Here is a 20414-nt window from a genome sequence, read left to right on the forward strand (position 1 = left end):
AGATGGGTATCCCGCATCAGTTTCTTGGCTATTGGGGTTACGGCGCTCAACAAAAGTTGGAAGCGCTGTTAACTAGTGTTTTGGAAAACCTCTCTCCAAACCTCTCCCTTACAAGGGAAGAGGCTTTGAACTTTCCCCCTTCCCTTGCAGGGAAGGGGGTTAGGGGATTAGGTCAGAAAAATTATCCTTTTCCCATCTGGAATGTTGTTCATATAGGACTGGATGGCAATTCCCCACCGCAACAAAATCAAATTGCTGCCATCTCCGCATCAGGATTATTTAGTTCACCCGATGCTTGGGTAATCCAAGAAAACAACTGCCTAATTTTGGGAAGAGAACCTTTCGGAAGAGTTCCTTTGTATTGGACTGTACAAGGACAAATAATTTGGTTTGCATCCCAACTGCAATTACTTTTACCGATTTTGCAACAGTCAGAAGTTAGCATTCCTGGGTTATATGGCTATAGCTGTTTTTCCTACGTTCCCACACCTTTAACTCCTATTAAAGAAGTGTTTGCAGTGACGGCTGGGACGGAATTAGTTTGGCAGAGCGATCGCCAATCAGGTAAGCTGCTAACACCTGAATCTAAAAAAATCCACTCGTGGCGGGAAGCGCCAAAACAGTTAACAGATGAAGCTACAGCAATTACCCAATTGCAAACTCTCCTGAAAAACTCCATTGAGCGACAAATTGCCGATTTAAAGGATGAGCCTGTCGGGGTGTTTCTCTCTGGCGGACTCGATTCTTCAGTAGTGGCGGCGCTGCTAGTACAAGCAGGGGTGAAAGTTTGCGCCTACACTTTAGATTTTGGGAACGCAGGTATTCCAGAATATCCATACTCTGAACAAGTCGCCCAATTTCTCAAAATTCCACTTGTTAAAGTTGCAGTAACCCCCAGTTCCATCAAGAATGCTTTAATTCCGACTGTACAAGCATTAGATTTGCCCTTTGGAGATGGCGTGTGTGTGCCGTTATATCTTCTATCTCAAAGAGCGAGTCAGGAAACTCAAGTAATTTTTAACGGTGAAGGTGGAGATCAATTGTTTGCTGGTTGGACGAACAAACCTTTAATTGCCGCAGGTGTTTATCAGTCAGAAAATCCCGCCGGACAGGAAACTTTTATCCAGCAATATCTCCGCACCTTTCACCGTCTTGGGGGATACGAATCTCAAGTTTATCAGCCAGAGGTTTATGCACATATCCAAAATTTGCATCCTGAAGATTGGCTATTGGCGGCTTTAGATCGCGATGAGTGTCCATCTTTGCTGCATCGCCTCCGCCGTGCCAGTTTGATGCTCAAAGGAGCGCAGAATATCCATCCCCGTGCGACTGCATTGGGGTTTGCTCATGGGTTATGGGTGCGATCGCCTTTTTGCGATTTACCTCTAGCTGAGTGGACATTCCGCCTCTCTGGAGAACTCTGCTTACAGGGAGCTTGTGAAAAATATATCCTCAAACGGGCTGTAGAAAATTGGCTTCCACCCGAAATTGTCTGGCGACAAAAACGGGGTATGGGGGTTCCCTTAACTTCTTGGTGTTTAAATGATTTTTGGCATCAATTGGGCATTTGGCTAAATCCAGAAAGACTTCGCGCCAACAATCACTTTTATCCTCACATTGCGGCACAAATCGTTGAAGGCAATTTAGGAGCAGCTATTCAAGGACGACGGATTGGTGAGACTCTCTGGTTACTAATTATGTGGCAACTTTGGCGATCGCACGTTTTAAATGAAGAAATAACTAAACAGTCTTGGGATCATCCCTTTTGGTTACATCGTTGGCTATGGAGAAAATACAAAATAATTCGTAATTCGTAATTCGTAATTCGTAGTTTACTTTATTAGTATTTTTGGTAAATGGTATCAAATAATTTAACTCAAAATTGTCTTAATCCCCTATGCTCTAGGGAACTTGCTCAGGAGTTACTGAATAACTACGGTTCTCCGCTTTATGTTTATAATGGCGATCGCTTGCGCGAAACTATTGAGCGAATTAGCAAAGCAGTCGGTTATCCTCGCACGCAATTTCGCTTTGCTAGTGTTACTAATGGCAATATTGCCTTGTTAAAAATTTTTCGTTCCTTTGGATGGGGACTTCACGCCAATACACCAGGAGATATTTATTTAGGATTGCAAGCTGGTTTCGATCCTAGCGAGATTGTTTATAGCGGTAGTAATTTGAATCAGGCTGAGATGATACAAGTCCTAAATTGGGGAGTTACAACTCTCAATTTTGATAGCCTCGCTCAGTTGCAGTTGTGCTGCAAAGTTTTGCCCAAACGCACAGAGAAATCTATTCGCCTTGGTTTACGTCTCAATTTGCCCGAAATTACTGGAGATAGCCGCATTGGTGTACGTCCAGAGGAATTTGGTGATGCGATCGCTTTAACTCATAAGTTTGGAGTAAAGCTGAGTGGTTTACACTTCTATCGAGGGACTGGAACTAATGCCACAGCCGCTTTTACCCAAGCGATTGATACGGTAATTGCCACAGCACAAAAGTTACCTGATTGGGAATATTTAGATTTTGGTGGTGGCTTTGGCTATCCTTATCACCACAATAAAACAGCCTTTGACTGGGAAATATTTGGAGCTGAGTTAACCGAGAGAATTACTCGTTTAGGACGGGAAATTGATTTGGTGATTGAACCGGGACGAAGTGCGATCGCAGGATGTGCAACAATGCTTGCTCAAGTTGTTTCGGTAAAATGGCAAGGAAAAAAACAGATTGTTGGAGTTGATACCACCGTTGCCAATCTTTCAGTACCCTCAGTACACGGCGGCTATCGAGAAATTATCACTTGGAAACTTCCCTACTCTTGTACAGACGCGATTAATCGCGTCTCTACTCCCCATTCCCTATTCACAACTGATATTTGTGGTAATACAACATATTCACGAGATTATCTGGGGAAAAATTGCCAACTCCCAGTTTTAGAAATTGGCGATATCGTTGCCATTTTAGATGTCGGTGCTTATGGTTATGCCATGTCGTCTCACTTTTTACACCGTCCCAAACCTGCTGAAGTCTTGCTAGAAAATGGCACACATCGGCTGATTCGTCGGCGCGAAGATTACAGTGTTTTATTAACAAATCAGGTGTTAGATAATTAACATCAAATAACCATTATGAAGTGTATTAACTGCGGAACTGATAATAGACTAAAAGACCGGACAGCTAATCAAGGTCGGTGTATAAAATGCAATCATCTCTTTGCCTTTGAACCGACTAGTATGAGTAATGTTCAGATTACCGATCCTTTTTTTGCAAAGGCGATCGCTGACATTTCTGCAAATAACACCTTATTTTTTACTCCCAAGCAGCTGCTTTATTTTCTAGATAATCGTTTAAAAAAAAGCTCAAAGTCAATTTCACGATTTGGCTGGTTACTTCCTTTTCTATTTATTAATCTTGTTACATCACTAACGATTTTTATACCGCTAATAGTAAATCTTGCATTTATTAATTTTTTTCATGAAAGTAGCAAATCAACTAAACTCAATCTTGTAAGTCGCAAACAGTATGCGAGGAATTTACAAGTTATAGGAGTAATTATCCTTTCCATAGGAATTCTTGCTTTAAAGTCATTTCCCCTCTTTGTCATTATTGTTATTGTGGGAATGCTACCTATATATTTAGGAACTCGACAGCTAGGGCGAATCCAATTATTAACACAAGACTTTTTAATTTATGAATCTCAAGTTAAAGATTGGCTAAATCGCTGGCAGCAAATAAATGGTTCGATTCTCAAAATTCTTCCTTCACCAAAGCAGGAAAATACACCAGCCACGATTAATTCTGAAGTAACCGCTTATAGTTTTGATAGATTAGTCGTTTGTGATACTACTAGTATTGCTCAACTATTAATTGCTAATAATTTTCACTTTGAAAACAACTGTGCAATTCTCAGCATTACTGGATATCCCCAAAGCATTTTTGACACCACAATGCAAATGCTGCGGCGCAATCCCGATTTGAAAGTCTATGCAATACATGATTGTAATCCCCAAGGAATTGGTTTAGTTCATAATTTGAGAACCAATGCTAATTGGTTTCTAAATAGCGAGATTACGATTATTGATATTGGACTAACGCCACGTCAAATTATCGCTACTAAACGCGGAATGTTCATTCAATCCTCTCCAGAGTCGGCACAAGCAGCTAAACAATTGCCTGAAGAAATACGTCAAAGTTTATCTGCTGAAGAATTAACATGGTTAGAATCTGGAAAGTTTGTGGAATTGGAATCTTTCACTCCCCAAAGAATAATTAAAGTTCTGCAAAAGGGTATTGCTGGCAGTCAAAATTTAGAAAGTGATGACAGTAGCTTACTTTTAGTAGGCGATACAGGAAATGATATGTACGTTGTGCAAAGTTTTGGTTAGTATTCTCATTTCAGTTGTAGGGGTAATTCATGACTTGCCCCTACATGAATAAAGCGCAGTTTCACATAAAATTTGTTTAATTGATTTACAGATTAGATTTATTCAATTTGTTGGTTTAACCAAGCTTCTAAATCAGAAATAGCTGAAAAGTCTAACAAAGCCTCTCCTAATGCCTCCAATTGTTCAATAGATAATCCTTGAACTCGCTCAATATTAGATGAATCAATCTCACCGAAACGGCGATTTAGTAGACGTATAATTAAACGTTGTTCCCCTTGTTGTACAGCTTGTTCTCGGTCTTGTTGATAAAGTGGTTTTAATCGCATAATTAACTCCCGATCGTCTTCTTCTGAATTTTGATTAACTTGCAAGTTTTGCTGCAAGTTATAAAGTAATTCTAGCGTTGCTCTGCGAAATGGATGATTTGATGATAGTGCTTCTAATTCATCTATTGCTTGTTTTTGTACTGTTCCTCGACCGAGAATTCTTAACCACAGAGTTTCTTGGATGCGCGGTAACTGGTGAATTGCAACGATCGCAGTCCGCAAATATTCTGCGATAAAATGTACTCCAGGTAGCCAGTCTACCTTTTGAGTAGCACCGAATCCTGACAGCAGCGTTGTAGATGCTGTTGGGGTGAGTATCCATAATTTAGGAAGTTCTAATTCTGGAATGGAAGTTTTATTGCGATTTGCTTGACGTTGTAATCCACCCCTTACTTCTAATAATTTTAACAGACAATCACAAATTTCTTCTTTTGATGCAGCGTTACGGAAGGGTTCAAAAATGGCTGCTGTAGCGGCAAATCTTCCTAATAATCCTAGTGTTTCTAAATTCGTGCTTTGTTTGGTTAAAGGAGAAAATAAAACATCGATTTCTCGAACTTCTCCTGCCACACGGCTAGAACCTTGGACTTCTCCATAAGGTTTTAGTAATTCTTCCAAATAATCTTTTGCAAATTGGTCATGGATAAATCTAGTCATTCAATCAAAAAAGATTTAGGCAATAGTAAAGCATGGTACTTATATTACCGCCAACTGAGAAGTAAGAATATCTCTAATATGCATACATAATTTGTAATTTATCTCAAACTTCTTTCCATAAGCATTTGAGGTTCGACATTCTTAACGTTAGCGATCGCTTCTAACTGAGAAATCCCAGCGATCGCATCAACAATCTTACCTGATTTAGCACGCAACCAAGCGGTATGAGGCGCATAAGAAAGGCTTTGTGCAACTTCATAACCCGCTCGATTAATTACCTCGTGCTGCGACTCTACATCAATGCCTTCAGCAAAGCGGATAAAAACCAGTCCAGTTGGTACTGCTAAGGAAGCATTGGATTCTAGTGTATAAACCGGACTCAATGTACCCTGTTCTGATTGATTGGGTTCGCCTGAAAAAACTGCGATCGCACCCTCGTTAAGTCGTAAAATTGCCCCTATTACCAAAGTGCCGGGTTGATTATAGTGTACTGCATAGTAGCCAGGTTTACGAATGTAGGATACAGCAGTGCGTAGGCTTACATCGCCACTAACGCGAATTTGTTCAGGATACTCAGAAAAGTAGTCTTTTTGAAATCTCACTTCACCAATCAGGGGTAGAGAGTACACCTGTAGAAAATACTCAACCGGAAAATAAAACATCTTTCTCAAGTTCTAATGATGTTATAGCGTTTTTCAGTGGTATGGAATACATTCTTTTCATCGTGATTCACAGTTAGTTATACGCCCCTACTGATAGTGAAGATTCTTAAAACAATCTGATTTTGAATCCCCTCTTTTCTGGAAAGACGAATTGAAGGTTTCTATGAACTTAGATAGATTAAATTCTGTATCGTAATACACATATAACACATGAAATCAGAAGCATCCATAAAGTAAACGTAAGTCTACAATACGTGCAGCAAGCTTTAAAAATAAGGCATAATACGGTTTTCCAATTCTCTTAAGAGTGCTGAGTAGAGAATCCTAACTTTTTTACTCACGACTGGGAATTGTTATGCCCAATTCCCAATGCCCCATGCCCAATTCCCAATGCCCAATACTTCGACTACGCTCAGTACAAGTGCCCAATGCCCAATGCCCAATTCCCAATTTTCAAAACATTTTAGGAGATTAAACAATGGTTCAGGTTCGCTATGGTGGACAGAACGGCCAACAGTATGAATTTGCTATCAGTAACGAACACGTTGTAGTGCGTACCGAAAGCCGCAGCACAATTGTTGGTGCAAGATCCTTTGAAGTCGCACCTGTGTCACCTACAGCTCGTAGCATCCTCAATCAATTTGAGTTAAAAACCCGGTTTCGGCAAGCGGGTGTAGAAATTTTGCAAGCAAAAGTTCCGAATCAGGGTGTCGCTTTGCGCGATATCGCGCCCGTGAAATCCTTAACAATGAGTCCGAAGTCCAATTTGCCGGACGTGTCTTAATCGATCCAGTATCCCAACAACCTGTAGTTTATACTGAAAACCTTTTTGTTAAATTTGATAGTGAAGAAGAGTTAAGAGTCTGCCAAGAGGTTTTAAGACGTTACAACTTAACAATTAAACGCCAACTTGAATACGCACGAAATGCTTATTTTGTCAGTGCCCCTACAAATACTGGTATAGCCGTCTTTGACATCGCCGAGAGACTTTTAAATGAGGAATCAGTTGAACTGTGCCATCCCGAACTAGCGCGTGAGTCACGCCAACGTCAGGTTTTTCCGCAGCAGTGGCATTTAAAGAAAACAACAATTAATGGTAAAACAATTAATGCCCATGCCAACGTTGAAGCAGCTTGGAAGTTGAGCAATGGCACGGGGACAATTATTGCAATTATCGACGATGGGGTGGATCTCGACCATGAAGAATTCCGTTCCTCTGCCAAGATTGTTGCCCCGCGTGATGTCACACGTAAAACGAACAATCCCAGACCGGGAAATGATAATAACCACGGTACATCCTGTGCAGGAGTAGCGTGTGCAAACGGTAACTTTGGAGCATCTGGTGTAGCACCGGGGGCAAAACTCATGCCGATTCGTTTAGCTTCAGCGTTGGGGTCACAAGATGAAGCAGATGCTTTTATTTGGGCGGCTCAAAATGGTGCTGATGTTATTTCTTGCAGCTGGGGCCCAGCAGACGGTACTTGGTTTGAGCCAGACGATCCCGCACACAACCAAAAAGTACCTTTGCCTGATTCCACACGACTTGCTATAGATTTTGCAATCAATAAAGGACGCAACGGCAAGGGCTGTGTAATTTTATTCGCAGCTGGCAATGGTAACGAAAGCGTCGATAATGACGGCTACGCCAGCAACCCAAAGGTGATTGCGGTGGCAGCTTGTAACGACTACGGCACAAGAAGCGCTTACAGTGACTTCGGTCAGGCGGTTTGGTGTGCCTTCCCCAGCAACAATGGTGATATTTCTCAAACCACTGGAATTTGGACAACCGATCGCTCTGGTGTACTTGGCTATAATTCGGGTAATCGAAATCTGGGTGAGGCCGCAGGCAACTACACGAACGAGTTCGGCGGAACTTCCAGTTCTTGTCCAGGTGCAGCAGGTGTCGCTGCTTTGATTATTGCTAGAAACCCAAATCTGCGTTGGGATGAAGTGCGGGACATTATAAAACGCTCCTGCGATCGCATCGATCAAGCTGGAGGTAAGTATGATGCCAATGGTCGCAGCCCCTTCTACGGTTACGGTCGAATCAATGCTCTGAAAGCTGTAGAATTGGCCAAGCCACCGCAAACATCACCCATCAGCAGGTTCCAAGCAGCGCAAGATGTGCCAATTAACGATCTCCAAACATCAACATTATCGGTGGCGATCGCTAATACCACCCTGCTGAAATCCATCAAAGTTAATGTAGACATCGAGCATACTTATATTGGGGATCTTATCGTTACTCTCCTTCCTCCAGTGCAAATAGGCATACTTCCCATAAATCTACACGATCGCCAGGGCGGAGCTACAGATAATATCAAAACAACTTATGACGAGGTAAACACCCCTAAACTTGCTGCCTTTAAAGGTAAAAGTCCCCAAGGAACCTGGACTCTGGAAGTTGCAGATAAAGCTGAAGGAGATACAGGAAAAATTCGCAGCTTAACCATTGAAATGGGATTTTAAATAGGTTGATCACAGCTGTGTATTGGTGTCAACTTATGTTAAATAAACGTGAGTTCGACAGACCTTTCCCTCCCAGCCTGCCTCTCCTAAAAGGCGCTACGGTGTACACACATCTCTAAAAATCCTACCCACCCAATATTTCTGTTCAAGTGAAAGTCCTACACTGAGCAAATATCCCGCCCAGAACTAAAGTTCCGGGCTGATAGTTAAAGTCCTCTAAAAGAGGACTAAACAAGAAATTTAGTTTATATCATGTCCGCCTAATTAGTTATAATTCGCCTATCTGTGCAAAAACCAGGAAACCCTCTTTCCCCCTACTCCCAGCAAGAACTGCCCCCCTGCGATCTTAATGATAAGTCTTTAACCGAACATGATATTAGTCCTCTAAAAGAGGACTTTCGTTATGAGACTCGGAATTTATTCCGAGGCGGGATAGATACACTGCACCAACACTTGTGTGTACACCGTAGCGCCTGGTAGGAGAGGGGCTGAGGGAGAGGTCAAAATCGCACTCGTCGAACTCACGTTAAATAACTACATATTACGGAGCAAAAATCAAAATATTCTTCCCTGCAAGAACTTCCGCTTTGACGTTTCCGTGTTACGCGCAGTCTGTAGCAGCTTCCGCCTTCCCTGCAAGAACTTCCGCTTTGACGTTTCCGTGTTACGCGCAGTCTGTAGCAGCTTCCGTCTTCCCTGTAAGAACTTCCGCTTTCACGTTTCCGTGTTACGCGCAGTCTGTAGCAGCTTCCGCTTTCACGTTTCCGTGTTACGCGCAGTCTGTAGCAGCTTCCGCCTTCACGTTATCAGAAACAAGTAAGTAGGCGTAATTAAACGCGATCGCATAGATTACCAACCAGAATTACTGATTTAGCTTTGATTGGGGAGCGATACCTTCTCTAAGAGAGGCTACGATTACTCTTATACGAAGTAAAAGTGCGTAGTTTACCGCCGTAGGCATCGCAACTAACCTTACAGCTAAAATACATGAAAATTGCTATAAACGAATAGCGATCGCAAAGGTTTAATCATCACACTACCCACAGTTGAGTAAAACGTTCAGCCGTCCATCCAACAATATCTGATACTTGCCCGTCACCAATTTCTACAATTCGTTTAGTACCATCTCTACGCTCTATTACATCCACTGAAAAAAATTGACTTTTAATGCGCTTGACACACTCAGAAACAATCTCTGGAATTTCTTCATCTGGTAAAGCGGCAAAAGGTTTACCATATACGACAAAGTAACGCATATATGATTTCATCAAATAAAAATCTTGATTTTAACCTAAAACTTATACATCGAATAATAAATGATCGGATAAAATTTATAACTCGTTTAACATCTTTAGAACCTCAAGATGAATTGCGAACAGAATTAGGTTCTATACTTTTAGAGACTTATAGTGGTACTCGACTGTATATTGATGTAGATGAAGGTATGGCAAATATTCTACTTTTCGATGCTAGCGATCCAAGTCAACCAATTAATCAAAACATCAAGGCAATTACTTATAAATATTTTATTTTTCCGAGGATGGAAGGCCAAGACTCACTTGCATCTTTACTGGTTCAGCCTATTTCTGATATTGAAGTGATTTCCCGCGATAATGAATATTATGGTTTTTATAGTATGTGTGGTTTTAGACTGAACTTTCCTAATAGTAAATCTTTATGTATAGGTACTTATTTAACTGCTGACAAAATACCAGGGGCTTGGATTTTAATGCCTGAAGAAGTGGATGTGAATTTGCGCTATCAAGCCATTACAGCAAAATCCGAATAAATCTCAAAATTGCTCAATTGATATTTAGCAGCAATGAATTCCAAAATTGTTCAAAAAAATTGCTTCTTGGACTGATTTAACATTAACTGATAATCTCTTAATATCAATTTTTCCTGTATCATTGTCAGTCATTTTCAACAGGTAAATCGGCTCTACATTATTCTTTATACCTATTGCTAGTAAAGTGTCTCCTTGAGATGAATCTAACTCAACAGCTTGTAATTCTTTTTTAATACCTTCATAACCAATTATTTCAATTAGCAATTCTCGCACTTCCAAGTCATCTTCTTCTAATAACCATTTTGCTTCCCATTCTGTTGGAGGCAACTTACTGTATTTTTCTGGTAATCTTACACCATGATAAGCGTAGACACTAAAACCATCAGCATACTCAATAGCTGGTTCAGCTTCTGCATGTAACCGCTGTTGATTATCTAATAATAATTTTGTAGGGCGATCGCAAATAACGCAAAAATCACTATCTTCAATAATCCAACCACATTCTTGAACTAATGATTGAAATATTTTCCAGTCTTCTTTAAAATCACTAAGACCTGAGACAGAAAAGCCAAAATCAAACATGGCTGCCCATAAATGATTTTCGGGTTGTAAAGAATCATTAATTTGAGATTCCAGATAACGATATTCTTCAGGAAATTGACTATTTTCTGAAACTCTACTTTCTATTTTATTTAACAAATGCTTATATAGTTGACTGTTAAATGGTTCTCCTCCACCTTGACCGCAATAGATTATGTCTCCGAATTGCTCGTAAACTTTACTATCTATTTGTTCAAATAGAGGATTTTGTAGCTTTTCATATATGTGGTAAAATAGCAAATTATTTAAAGAAGTATCTTGATTATTTTCCCAGTTCTTTATCTTTTGAAAGGATAGATGGTTAGAGAGCCAATTGCACGCAGCGTCAGGACTATCACAAAAAGTAATTTGAGGAATGAGTAAACCAACCATTGCATAAGCATCTTTTACAGCGGACTCTGCTTTTTTTCTATCAATTCGCTGAGTAGAAAGTCTAATATTTTCCCATTTGCTTTTATAAACTGAGATTAAAGCTTCTTCTTCTGGAGTTAGTTTTTCAATTTTTTTATTGGACATGTTTGTGTGAAAACATAACAATATTAACTAAGTTGCCGCATTAAGAGCTTAAACCATTATTATTTCCATTAATTCTAAAACGGAATAAGCTACGTTTAGCGTCTGTTGGCGTAGCCTCTGGTAGAGAAGAGAAGCTTAACGAAGTTATCATCACAGATTACGTAAAGTGTAAAAATAAGAATTTGTACTTAATTGGGATGGCCACTTTATCTTTTAAAAGCGGCCATCTTATCCTTTAAGTGTCAATTTCTGGTGAGGTTACGGTTCACAATTTAGGTTAAATTATGGGTAAAAGCACAGTCTCGCCCGTCCGTTGCGCCAAGATAGCCACACCACAAGAAATAGATTTATACACTGTTTTAGCTGTATCACGTTAGTACAAAACTATTTCTCTTTGCGTCACCCCGTCCCAGTATAAATTAACTTTGAGTCACAGCCTCTTTCGCCAAGAACTTCTCTAATTCTGTCAGCGCATCAGCATCAACCTTAGTTTGCATTGGGCAGAACTTAGGCCCACACATCGAACAAAACTCAGCAGTTTTATAAATATCTGCTGGTAAAGTTTCATCGTGATATTCCTTAGCTCTTTCGGGATCGAGTGATAATTCAAACTGACGATTCCAATCGAAGTTGTAACGCGCCTTAGAAAGTTCATCGTCTCTATCTCTTGCACCAGGGCGATGTCTAGCAATATCAGCCGCATGAGCCGCTATTTTATAAGCAATCAACCCATTTCGCACATCTTCGGCATTTGGTAGACCCAAATGTTCTTTTGGTGTTACATAACACAGCATCGCAGTTCCGTACCATCCAGCCATCGCGGCTCCAATGGCTGAAGTGATATGGTCATAACCGGGAGCAATATCTGTCACCAATGGCCCCAAAACATAGAAAGGTGCTTCAGAACACTCTTCCATCTGCTTACGGACGTTGAACTCAATTTGATCCATTGGTACGTGCCCAGGCCCTTCCACCATTACCTGAACATCATCTTCCCAGGCTTTGCGAGTTAGCTGTCCCAGAGTTTTCAACTCAGCTAATTGTGCTTCATCTGAGGCATCATGGGCGCAGCCAGGACGCAGAGAATCTCCTAAACTGAAAGAGACATCGTACTTTTTGAAAATCTCAACAATGTCTTTGAAGTGGGTATAAAGCGGGTTTTGTTTGTGGTGATGTAGCATCCACCGCGCCAAAATACCGCCGCCGCGAGAGACAATACCAGTGAGCCGGTTTCTCACCAAAGGCAAATGCTCAAGCAAAATCCCCGCGTGGATAGTTTGATAATCTACTCCTTGCTGGGCGTGCTTCTCGATGATATGGAGAAAATCATCGGCAGTCAGGTTTTCGATTGTGCCGTGGACGCTTTCTAAAGCTTGATATACTGGCACTGTACCAATGGGAATAGGTGAAGCCTTGATAATTGCGGTACGAATTTCATCCAAATTACCGCCACCTGTGGACAAATCCATCAGAGTATCAGCACCGTACTTCACCGCCAGATTCAGTTTATCAACTTCATCCTGAAGATTAGAAGAGTTGGGGGAAGCGCCGATATTAGCATTTACCTTACATTTAGAGGCGATGCCAATAGCCATCGGCTCTAGATTAGTGTGATTAATATTAGCGGGGATAATCATTCTTCCCCGCGCTACTTCGTCACGAATCAGATCGGCCGGGAGATTTTCCCGTTTGGCGACGTAGTGCATTTCTTCGGTGATAACACCTTGGCGGGCGTAGTGCATTTGAGATACATTAACCTGCCCACGTCGTTTAGCAACCCATTCAGTCCGCATATTGTGATTCCTCAATAAACAGCTTCCCTCCGCTGGTATTACCCAGACTCAGGTGTTAAGGGTGTGATCTCAGCCTCGTTATGTAGGCACCCCTAGCATGGATGTAGTGTAGCACCTTGGCGATCTCTGGGGACAAGGGTGTTAACAATTTATGAGGTAAGACAATTTTGGATTTTCGGGTTTAGGCGCGAATTTCATTCGCACAAGGACGACCCTGTTCAATATCGGTAATATTAGCAAAAGTTGTTTCGGCAATATTGTAGAGAGCTTCTGCTGTAAAAAAGGCTTGATGTCCGGTAATCAGTACATTGGGGAACGTTGTCAAACGCTGGAAAATATCATCTTGAATAATTTCGCCAGACAAATCCTCAAAAAACAATTCCGATTCTTGTTCGTAGACATCCACACCAAGGTAGCCAATTTTACCAGACTTTAATCCCTCAATTACAGCTTGGGTATCAATCAGCGCTCCTCGGCTAGTATTAATTAGCATCACACCTGGCTTAATTTTTTCTATAGCCTCAGTGTTAATCAAGTGATGCGTTTCGAGAGTTAGAGGGCAATGCAAGGAGATAATATCAGACTTGGCAAATAGCTCAGGTAGTTCTACATACTTTCCACCTAACGCTTCCAATTCTGGATTGCGATAAACGTCATAGGCGAGTATGTGACAGCCAAACCCCTTCATAATCTGTCCTAAAATCAGACCAATTTTGCCAGTGCCGACAATCCCGACTGTGCGCTCATGCAAATTAAATCCCAACAGTCCATTTAAGGAAAAATTGCCTTCTCGGACACGGTTATAGGCACGATGAATTTTGCGATTTAGGCTTAAAATCAATCCTACCGCGTGTTCTGCCACCCCATAAGGTGAATAGGCAGGAACACGCACAACGGTAATTCCTAAATCTGCTGCGGCTTGTAAGTCTACATTGTTAAACCCCGCACAGCGAAGGACAACCAGACGAGTTCCCCCTGAGGCGAGAAGTTCTAAAGTTAGGGCATCAACCCGATCGTGGACAAATACGCAAACCGCCGGAAATCCGTCAGCCAGGATAGCCGTATCTCGATTTAAACGGGGTTCAAAAAACACTAACTCGTGTTGGATAGGAGAATTTGCAGCTGACAAAAACTGGCGATCGTAGGCTTTTGTACTGAAAACTGCTACTTTCATGCAAAACCTCAGACTTTATGTATGCTGCACGGTGTTCGAGTAGATAATACGTTGACGTTTAGAAAAGCGATGTCTACAACGAGCGTATTTGCGGCATTTTAAACATTTTTTAATCGTTTACTCTGGCAGGATAAGTTAAATCAGCGATGTCTACGATGGTCACTGAGCGACTGGTGAGCGAAGTCGAACCATGCCGTTCGCGGAGCGTCTCGTAGAGAAGTGCGGGCTACGCCTACGCACTTCGGTTAAATGGAACTGCTCCAAATTACTACAAATATCCAACGCCGCATTTCGCTTATATTTCCATCACATTTATTCTTATAATTTTGCCGAGCGGCTAATAGTCAATTTTGACAGAAACGAAATGACAGCAACATCTGAAAAAATCATCCAGCCACCTGAATGGTAGAATAGACCTCTTGGCATTTGTGCTTTTTGCACTCTTGGGGAAAAGGTTTTGGTAAAAGGGGAAAGGGACTTTTGCAAAACCTTTTCCCCCTTCCCCTTTCCCCTTTTACCGAGTTATGCAATAAGTCTAATATACCGACATCGAAGGTGTAATTTATTTGAGGACATCAGTTAACTTGTGCTGTAGTTGTGTGAGGTTTTTACAATTTTCAAGCTTGGAGTTTATCCCATTCTGTATTAAGATGCACATAACAAGACTGCCCTCTAGTCCGCCCAAGTAACGATAGGACTACAGGGGTGAAATACAACAGGTTTCAAGGAAGGTAAAGTACACAAAGATTCGTCTCAAAGCCTGATATGAAGCGCGTTTTACTCCTGGATTCTGCTGTATATCCAGCTTTACAAAGAAAAAGTATAAGTCAGGAATATGTTTATGAGTAGCTTAATCTTATTATTAATTGGTTTAGGAACATTATTCTTGGTTTTCAATACTAGAGATGAAATTAATCGCATTACTGCTATGATCAGCGGAACAATTCTTTTGATTTGGGGTTTGGCTCTAGCTCCCTTGTCATTTCAATTACTAATTGAGATTGTTTCAGTTTTAGCAGCTTTCTCTGTTTGTATGCGTTGTTTAGGTTGTGGTTTTAACCGCGATTGATTTTTAACTTGATAACTTATAAGTTTAAAGTAAAATTTATCAATTCTGCTTTTATTGTTAAAAGAGGATTCAAAAGTTAAATGCCCCATGCCCAATCATTACCGATATATTATTTTTTACAAACCATACGGCGTTCTCAGCCAGTTTACAAAAGATATCCCCACACATAGCACCCTAAAAGATTATATTGATGTGTCTGATGTGTATCCTGTGGGACGCTTAGATTGGGATAGTGAAGGATTGCTACTGTTAACAAACGATGGACAATTACAACATCGCCTCGCCCATCCGCGTTTTGGTCATAAACGTACTTACTGGGTACAGGTAGAGCGAATTCCAGATGCAGAAGCTATCAAAAGGTTGCAAACAGGTGTGGAAATTCAAGATTACCGCACTCAACCAGCAGAAGTTAGACTCTTATCAGAAGAACCACAGCTACCTGAACGCACCCCACCAATTAGATTTCGTAAAAATGTCCCGACAGCTTGGCTAGAAATGACTTTGACAGAGGGAAAAAACCGCCAAGTACGGCGTATGACTGCGGCTGTCGGGTTTCCGACTTTGCGATTGGTCAGGGTCAGCATAGCTCACCTACAATTAGATGACTTACAATTGGGTCAATGGCGCGACCTCACCGCTTCTGAAATCCATAATTTTAGTAAATCGAAAAGTTTTCCTCGAAAAGCCACCTCATCAGAGGAATTCGCTAATAATTCCAAAGACTCAATACGCTAGAGATTTGCAACATTACTAAATTTCTTTATACTACCAATTACCAGCCAAGCTCCTCCAGAAGATATCAATAACAAGGGTGTTAACCAATCACCCCAACGCACATATAAAGTCTTTGTCTGTCGTCGATAAATTGTTTCAGCATGAGTTTCGTAGGTATTATATCCAGACATCCACAAGGTTCTGCCATGAGGATCTACAAAGGCTGAATATCCGGTATTAGTTGCTCGTGCTGACCAGCGATCGCTTTCAATTGCCCGCATGATATCCTGTGCATGATGCTGGAATGGCATGGATGCAGTGTAATGGGCATCGTTAGAAGAACTGACAATAAATTGTCCACCCGCCGCCGCTTGACGGCGAAATTGTTCGGGAAAAGCAGATTCATAACATATACTAGCGATCGCCCGACCAAAAGGAGTGTCAAATAGCTGATTTGCTGAACCAGCTACTTGGTGTGCATCCAAAGGCGACAAGCGCTGAACTATTTTGCCTAAAATGCCTTCAAAGGGAATATATTCTCCCAAAGGTACTAATTTAGCTTTGTCGTAGCGGCTGACAATCTCACCTTTACTGTTGAAAGTAAACAAACTAATTGTATAACTATCTCCCCGTTCGCCAAAAGCCCCAATCCAAGCAACTACACCTTTTTCTTTCACGGCTGCAACTAAGGCCGTTTCCAGCAAATTACGCTGGAAAACAGGTAAGGCTCCTTCTGGAGTCAGGACTGCATCTACACCTTGGTCTGCTAAAGTGAGATATCCATTAGTATAGTTTTCTTGGGCGCGACGAAACCCTTCGGAACTTCGTAAAAGTCGGTTCGGAATATTACCTTGAATAATTCCCACTTTTAAAGCCGCTTCTGGGGGTTGAGCAATGGGACGGCTATATAAGATAAAACCTATGAGGTGTAAACTTATTAATAATCCTGTGGCAGTAACTAAGTATTTATTAACGAACCGCAGAGGCGTGGAGAACACAGAGGAAATTCTCTCTGCGCCCTCTGCGTCTTGGCGGTTCATCCATCCTTCAGCAATTAACCCATTCACAGCAACTATTGCTGCTGTCACAGTATTAGGCCCAGAAAGTTGACCCAGATGTACAATTACGAGATTATGCGGACTTTGGGTGTAAGCAAGGGAACTCCACCACAAAGGCCCAGCACTCCATAGACTTTCTAAGCCGCACCAGACAGATGTACCAATAAGTACACGTAACCACGGTTTTTGTCCGCTTAGGCGAACCATTACAGCTGCCCAAATACTAACGAATACTCCACCCAATACAGTGATAAATCCCCAACAAAAAGCCGTGATTGCCAAGCTTGGCAACCAAGGAACGCCCAACCAAGTCATCGGATGAATTCCGGTAATCCACCAGAGGGCGACACCGTGAAAACCAATACCCCAGAAGAAAGCAGGAGGGAATTGGTTTTTGCGTTTGCCACAAGTGACAACTAACACCCATAAGGGAATTAGAGCAATCCAAGCCAATAACCATGCACCTACTGGGGCCACAGTTAGCCCCATTAAAATGCCGCTACCTAAGGCAATCCAGTAAGGGAGTAAGGAAGTTAACCTCTCCCCCTGCCTCCCCTGCAACGCCAGCTCCCCCTGCTTCTTACTCTGCTTCTTCTGCATCGCCAGCATCAGGTGGAACTACTGCCACTCCGGTAATGGCGTCGTCTTCATCTAAACGCTGCACTCTAACTCCAGTTGCCGATCGCGATTGGATCGAAATTGCATTCACCGCTTGACGGATGATAATACCGCGATTTGTCACCATCATGATTTCATCATCATCATTGTTGACAATGCGTAGGGTTGCTAGCTTGTCTTTGGTTTTACGATTTTTGAACTTGGTTGCCATTAAACCCTGACCAGCACGATTTTGCAGCCGGAATTGGGCAACTGGGACGCGCTTACCATATCCACCCATTGTAATTACCAATACCCAAGGGCCAACTATGCCACTGCTAGGCACTTCTGCGGACTCTTCAGTAATTTCGGTAATTTCGATATCTTCTGTTTCGATTGTTTCGATATCTTCAATTTCTGCTTCTGCAACATCCAAACTTTCCAGAATTGCTGCGGGGAGAATATCCATACCCACGAGTTCATCTTTATTTTTGAGTTTCATGGCTTTCACGCCACGAGTTGCCCTACTTAAAGGACGCAGTTGTTCGTGGTTGCATCGGAAGTGAATCGCCATCCCGTGACGAGAACCAATGATTACACTATCCTCGACTCTAGCGCGTCTCACCCAGCGGAGTTGGTCGCCTTCTTCTAAGGAAATGGCAATCAAACCATTGGCGCGAATGTGACTAAAAGCTGCCAATTCGGTTTTCTTGATATTGCCACCTTTGGTGAGCATGACCAAATATTCTTCGTTGCTAAATTCGTCAACCGGTACAATCGAGGTGATTTTTTCCTCTTTGGGAATCGGTAGCATCTGAACGATTGGTGTGCCGCGACTGGTACGCGAACTCACGGGAATTTGATACGCTTTTAAGCAGTAAACAACACCACGCTCACTAAAGAATAAAATACTGTCGTGATCGCAGCAAGTCAAAAAATGCTCAATGGTATCATCATCTTTCACCTTGGCTGCGGCTTTGCCTCTGGTAGCACGGCTTTGGGCTTCAAAGGTGTTAATTGGCATCCGTTTGATGTAGCCTTGCTCTGTCACCAGAATTATCGCTTTTTCATTGGCAATGAGGTCGCGATCGTCTAATTCCCCTTCCCCTGGTAAAATCACCGTGCGGCGGGGTGTAGCAAAGCTAGTTTTCAGTTGTGTGACTTCGGTTTCAATGATTTCTAGCACTCTCTCCCGGCGCGCCAGAATATCTTGTAAATCGGCAATTTTCGCTTGTAATTCTTCGTGTTCCAGACGAATTTTGTCTGCTTCTAAAGCAGTCAAGCGGCGCAATTGCATTTGTAAAATCGCATCTGCTTGTACTTCTGAGAGTCCGTAAGTTGTGATTAATTCGCCTTTGGCTGTGGGTGCATCGGGAGCATGACGAATTAAGACAATAATTGCATCTAAATGAGACAAGGCTATTAATAACCCTTGCAGGAGATGGTCGCGTTCTTCGGCTTTCCGCAGTTCGTAGCGGGTGCGTCTGGCAATGGATTCGATGCGGAAATCTAAAAAGACAGTTAAGAACTGCTTGAGGGTGAGTACTTGCGGTTCGCTATTCACCAACGCCAGCATATTCGCGCCGAAGTTGGCTTGCAGTGGCGTTTGCTTGTAGAGGTTGTTCAGCACGACGCGGGGATAAGCATCACGCTTGAGTTCGATCACAACTCGCATCCCGTCGCGATCGCTTTCATCTCGGATATCTGCAATGCCCTCTAGCCGCTTCTCATTCACCATTTCGGCGATTTTTTCAATCAGCGCCGCTTTGTTGGTTTGATAGGGCAATTCGGTGATGATAATTGCTTCTCTATCTGGGCGTCCCCGTTGTTCAACGGTTTCAATGTTAGCGACACCACGCATGGTAATGGAACCGCGCCCGGTAGTGTAAGCTTCTCGAATGGCAGATGTTCCCAAAATTTGCGCCCCAGTCGGAAAGTCTGGGCCGTGGACATAGTGCATTAATTCGAGATCGGTGATTTCGGGATTGTGGATGAGTGCCACCAAAGCATCGATCAATTCCCCCAAGTTGTGGGGGGGAATGTTGGTGGCCATGCCCACGGCAATTCCAGAGGAACCGTTGAGCAATAACTGGGGAATCCGTGCTGGTAAAACTGTCGGTTCTTGCTGGGAACCGTCGAAGTTATCGGCGAAATCTACGGTTTCATACTCGATGTCGTGGAGTAGACCAGCACTAGTTAAAGCTTGCAACCGACATTCGGTGTACCGCATAGCGGCTGGCGGATCGTTATCTACCGAACCAAAGTTACCATGTCCGTCAACTAATGGCGATCGCATGGAAAAATCTTGCGCCATCCGCACCAAGGCGTCATATACTGCCGTGTCACCGTGGGGGTGATATTTACCCAAGACTTCCCCCACTACACGGGCGCATTTCTTAAAAGGGCGATCGTGGAGCAGACCTAGCTCGTGCATTGCGTAGAGAATGCGACGATGCACAGGTTTTAGACCATCCCTGGCATCTGGCAGCGCCCGACCCACTATCACGCTCATGGCGTATTCCAGATAAGACTGCGACATTTCGTTTCGCAAGTCTGTCGGGATAATCCTCTCCTGTGAGGTTGTCATAACCTAAAAATCTCCAAA

The 20414-nt window shown here is 42.4% G+C and carries 14 protein-coding genes, 1 pseudogene and 1 riboswitch; of the genes and pseudogenes, 7 read left to right on the forward strand and 8 right to left on the reverse strand.

Translation table 11 applies throughout. The annotated features are described in order from the left end of the window. The first annotated feature begins 2 nt into the window (after positions 1 to 2). The 3 genes from ACR5KR_RS21830 to ACR5KR_RS21840 all read left to right on the forward strand — a co-directional run bounded on the left by ACR5KR_RS21830 (position 3) and on the right by ACR5KR_RS21840 (position 4385). Positions 3 to 1817, forward strand: coding sequence for an asparagine synthetase B family protein (locus ACR5KR_RS21830; RefSeq protein WP_448267996.1), 1815 nt, complete (start codon positions 3 to 5; stop codon positions 1815 to 1817). Positions 1818 to 1856: 39 nt separating this feature from the next. Next, a complete protein-coding gene (locus ACR5KR_RS21835) occupies positions 1857 to 3113 on the forward strand; it encodes a diaminopimelate decarboxylase family protein (RefSeq protein ID WP_448267997.1) in 1257 nt (418 codons plus the stop codon). A 120-nt stretch (positions 3114 to 3233) separates the two neighbouring features. Next, entirely contained in the window at positions 3234 to 4385 is a 1152-nt protein-coding gene (locus ACR5KR_RS21840; RefSeq protein ID WP_448267998.1) for a hypothetical protein, read from the forward strand. 98 nt (positions 4386 to 4483) lie between these two features. Here the strand turns inward: ACR5KR_RS21840 and ACR5KR_RS21845 are convergent, their stop codons facing one another. After that, positions 4484 to 5368 carry a DUF4351 domain-containing protein gene (locus tag ACR5KR_RS21845; RefSeq protein ID WP_448267999.1) on the reverse strand — a complete coding sequence of 295 codons (885 nt, stop codon included), beginning with the start codon at positions 5366 to 5368 and terminating at the stop codon, positions 4484 to 4486. A gap of 98 nt (positions 5369 to 5466) precedes the next feature. Next, positions 5467 to 6030 (reverse strand): hypothetical protein, encoded by a 564-nt coding sequence (locus ACR5KR_RS21850; protein ID WP_448268000.1) that lies wholly within the window; start codon positions 6028 to 6030, stop codon positions 5467 to 5469. A 478-nt stretch (positions 6031 to 6508) separates the two neighbouring features. On the opposite strand from ACR5KR_RS21850, the pseudogene ACR5KR_RS21855 reads away from it, so the two are divergent. Then, positions 6509 to 8499, forward strand: a pseudogene (locus tag ACR5KR_RS21855) (S8 family serine peptidase). A gap of 1031 nt (positions 8500 to 9530) precedes the next feature. On the opposite strand, the gene ACR5KR_RS21860 reads toward ACR5KR_RS21855, so the two are convergent. Next, positions 9531 to 9755 carry an ATP-grasp domain-containing protein gene (locus ACR5KR_RS21860; RefSeq protein ID WP_448268001.1) on the reverse strand — a complete coding sequence of 75 codons (225 nt, stop codon included), beginning with the start codon at positions 9753 to 9755 and terminating at the stop codon, positions 9531 to 9533. Between the two features lie 2 nt (positions 9756 to 9757). Here ACR5KR_RS21860 and ACR5KR_RS21865 point away from each other — a divergent pair, with 2 nt between their 5' ends. Then, positions 9758 to 10288: a hypothetical protein gene (locus ACR5KR_RS21865; protein ID WP_448268002.1), complete on the forward strand. Its 531-nt coding sequence runs from the start codon at positions 9758 to 9760 to the stop codon at positions 10286 to 10288. A gap of 24 nt (positions 10289 to 10312) precedes the next feature. Here ACR5KR_RS21865 and ACR5KR_RS21870 read toward each other — a convergent pair whose 3' ends face one another. The 3 genes from ACR5KR_RS21870 to ACR5KR_RS21880 form a co-directional block, all read right to left on the reverse strand. Continuing rightward, positions 10313 to 11404 (reverse strand): DUF6745 domain-containing protein, encoded by a 1092-nt coding sequence (locus tag ACR5KR_RS21870; RefSeq protein ID WP_448268003.1) that lies wholly within the window; start codon positions 11402 to 11404, stop codon positions 10313 to 10315. 419 nt (positions 11405 to 11823) lie between these two features. Continuing rightward, entirely contained in the window at positions 11824 to 13197 is a 1374-nt protein-coding gene (thiC, locus tag ACR5KR_RS21875; RefSeq protein ID WP_448268004.1) for a phosphomethylpyrimidine synthase, read from the reverse strand. Between the two features lie 7 nt (positions 13198 to 13204). Then, positions 13205 to 13301: riboswitch (TPP riboswitch) on the reverse strand. 77 nt (positions 13302 to 13378) lie between these two features. Further along, entirely contained in the window at positions 13379 to 14371 is a 993-nt protein-coding gene (locus ACR5KR_RS21880) for a 2-hydroxyacid dehydrogenase (protein ID WP_448268005.1), read from the reverse strand. A gap of 841 nt (positions 14372 to 15212) precedes the next feature. On the opposite strand from ACR5KR_RS21880, the gene ACR5KR_RS21885 reads away from it, so the two are divergent. Beyond that, positions 15213 to 15440: a hypothetical protein gene (locus tag ACR5KR_RS21885; protein ID WP_322698644.1), complete on the forward strand. Its 228-nt coding sequence runs from the start codon at positions 15213 to 15215 to the stop codon at positions 15438 to 15440. An 87-nt stretch (positions 15441 to 15527) separates the two neighbouring features. Further along, complete coding sequence (locus tag ACR5KR_RS21890) at positions 15528 to 16175, forward strand: rRNA large subunit pseudouridine synthase E (RefSeq protein WP_448268006.1); 648 nt, start codon at positions 15528 to 15530, stop codon at positions 16173 to 16175. Here ACR5KR_RS21890 and lnt read toward each other — a convergent pair. Both lnt and gyrA read right to left on the reverse strand, forming a co-directional pair. Then, positions 16172 to 17812 (reverse strand): apolipoprotein N-acyltransferase, encoded by a 1641-nt coding sequence (gene lnt / locus ACR5KR_RS21895; RefSeq protein WP_448268007.1) that lies wholly within the window; start codon positions 17810 to 17812, stop codon positions 16172 to 16174. The genes ACR5KR_RS21890 and lnt overlap by 4 nt on opposite strands. Next, positions 17793 to 20396 (reverse strand): DNA topoisomerase (ATP-hydrolyzing) subunit A, encoded by a 2604-nt coding sequence (gene gyrA / locus ACR5KR_RS21900; RefSeq protein WP_448268008.1) that lies wholly within the window; start codon positions 20394 to 20396, stop codon positions 17793 to 17795. Before gyrA ends, lnt begins: the two co-directional genes overlap by 20 nt. Positions 20397 to 20414 lie beyond the last annotated feature (18 nt).

This window comes from Nostoc sp. DSM 114159 (assembly GCF_053470285.1).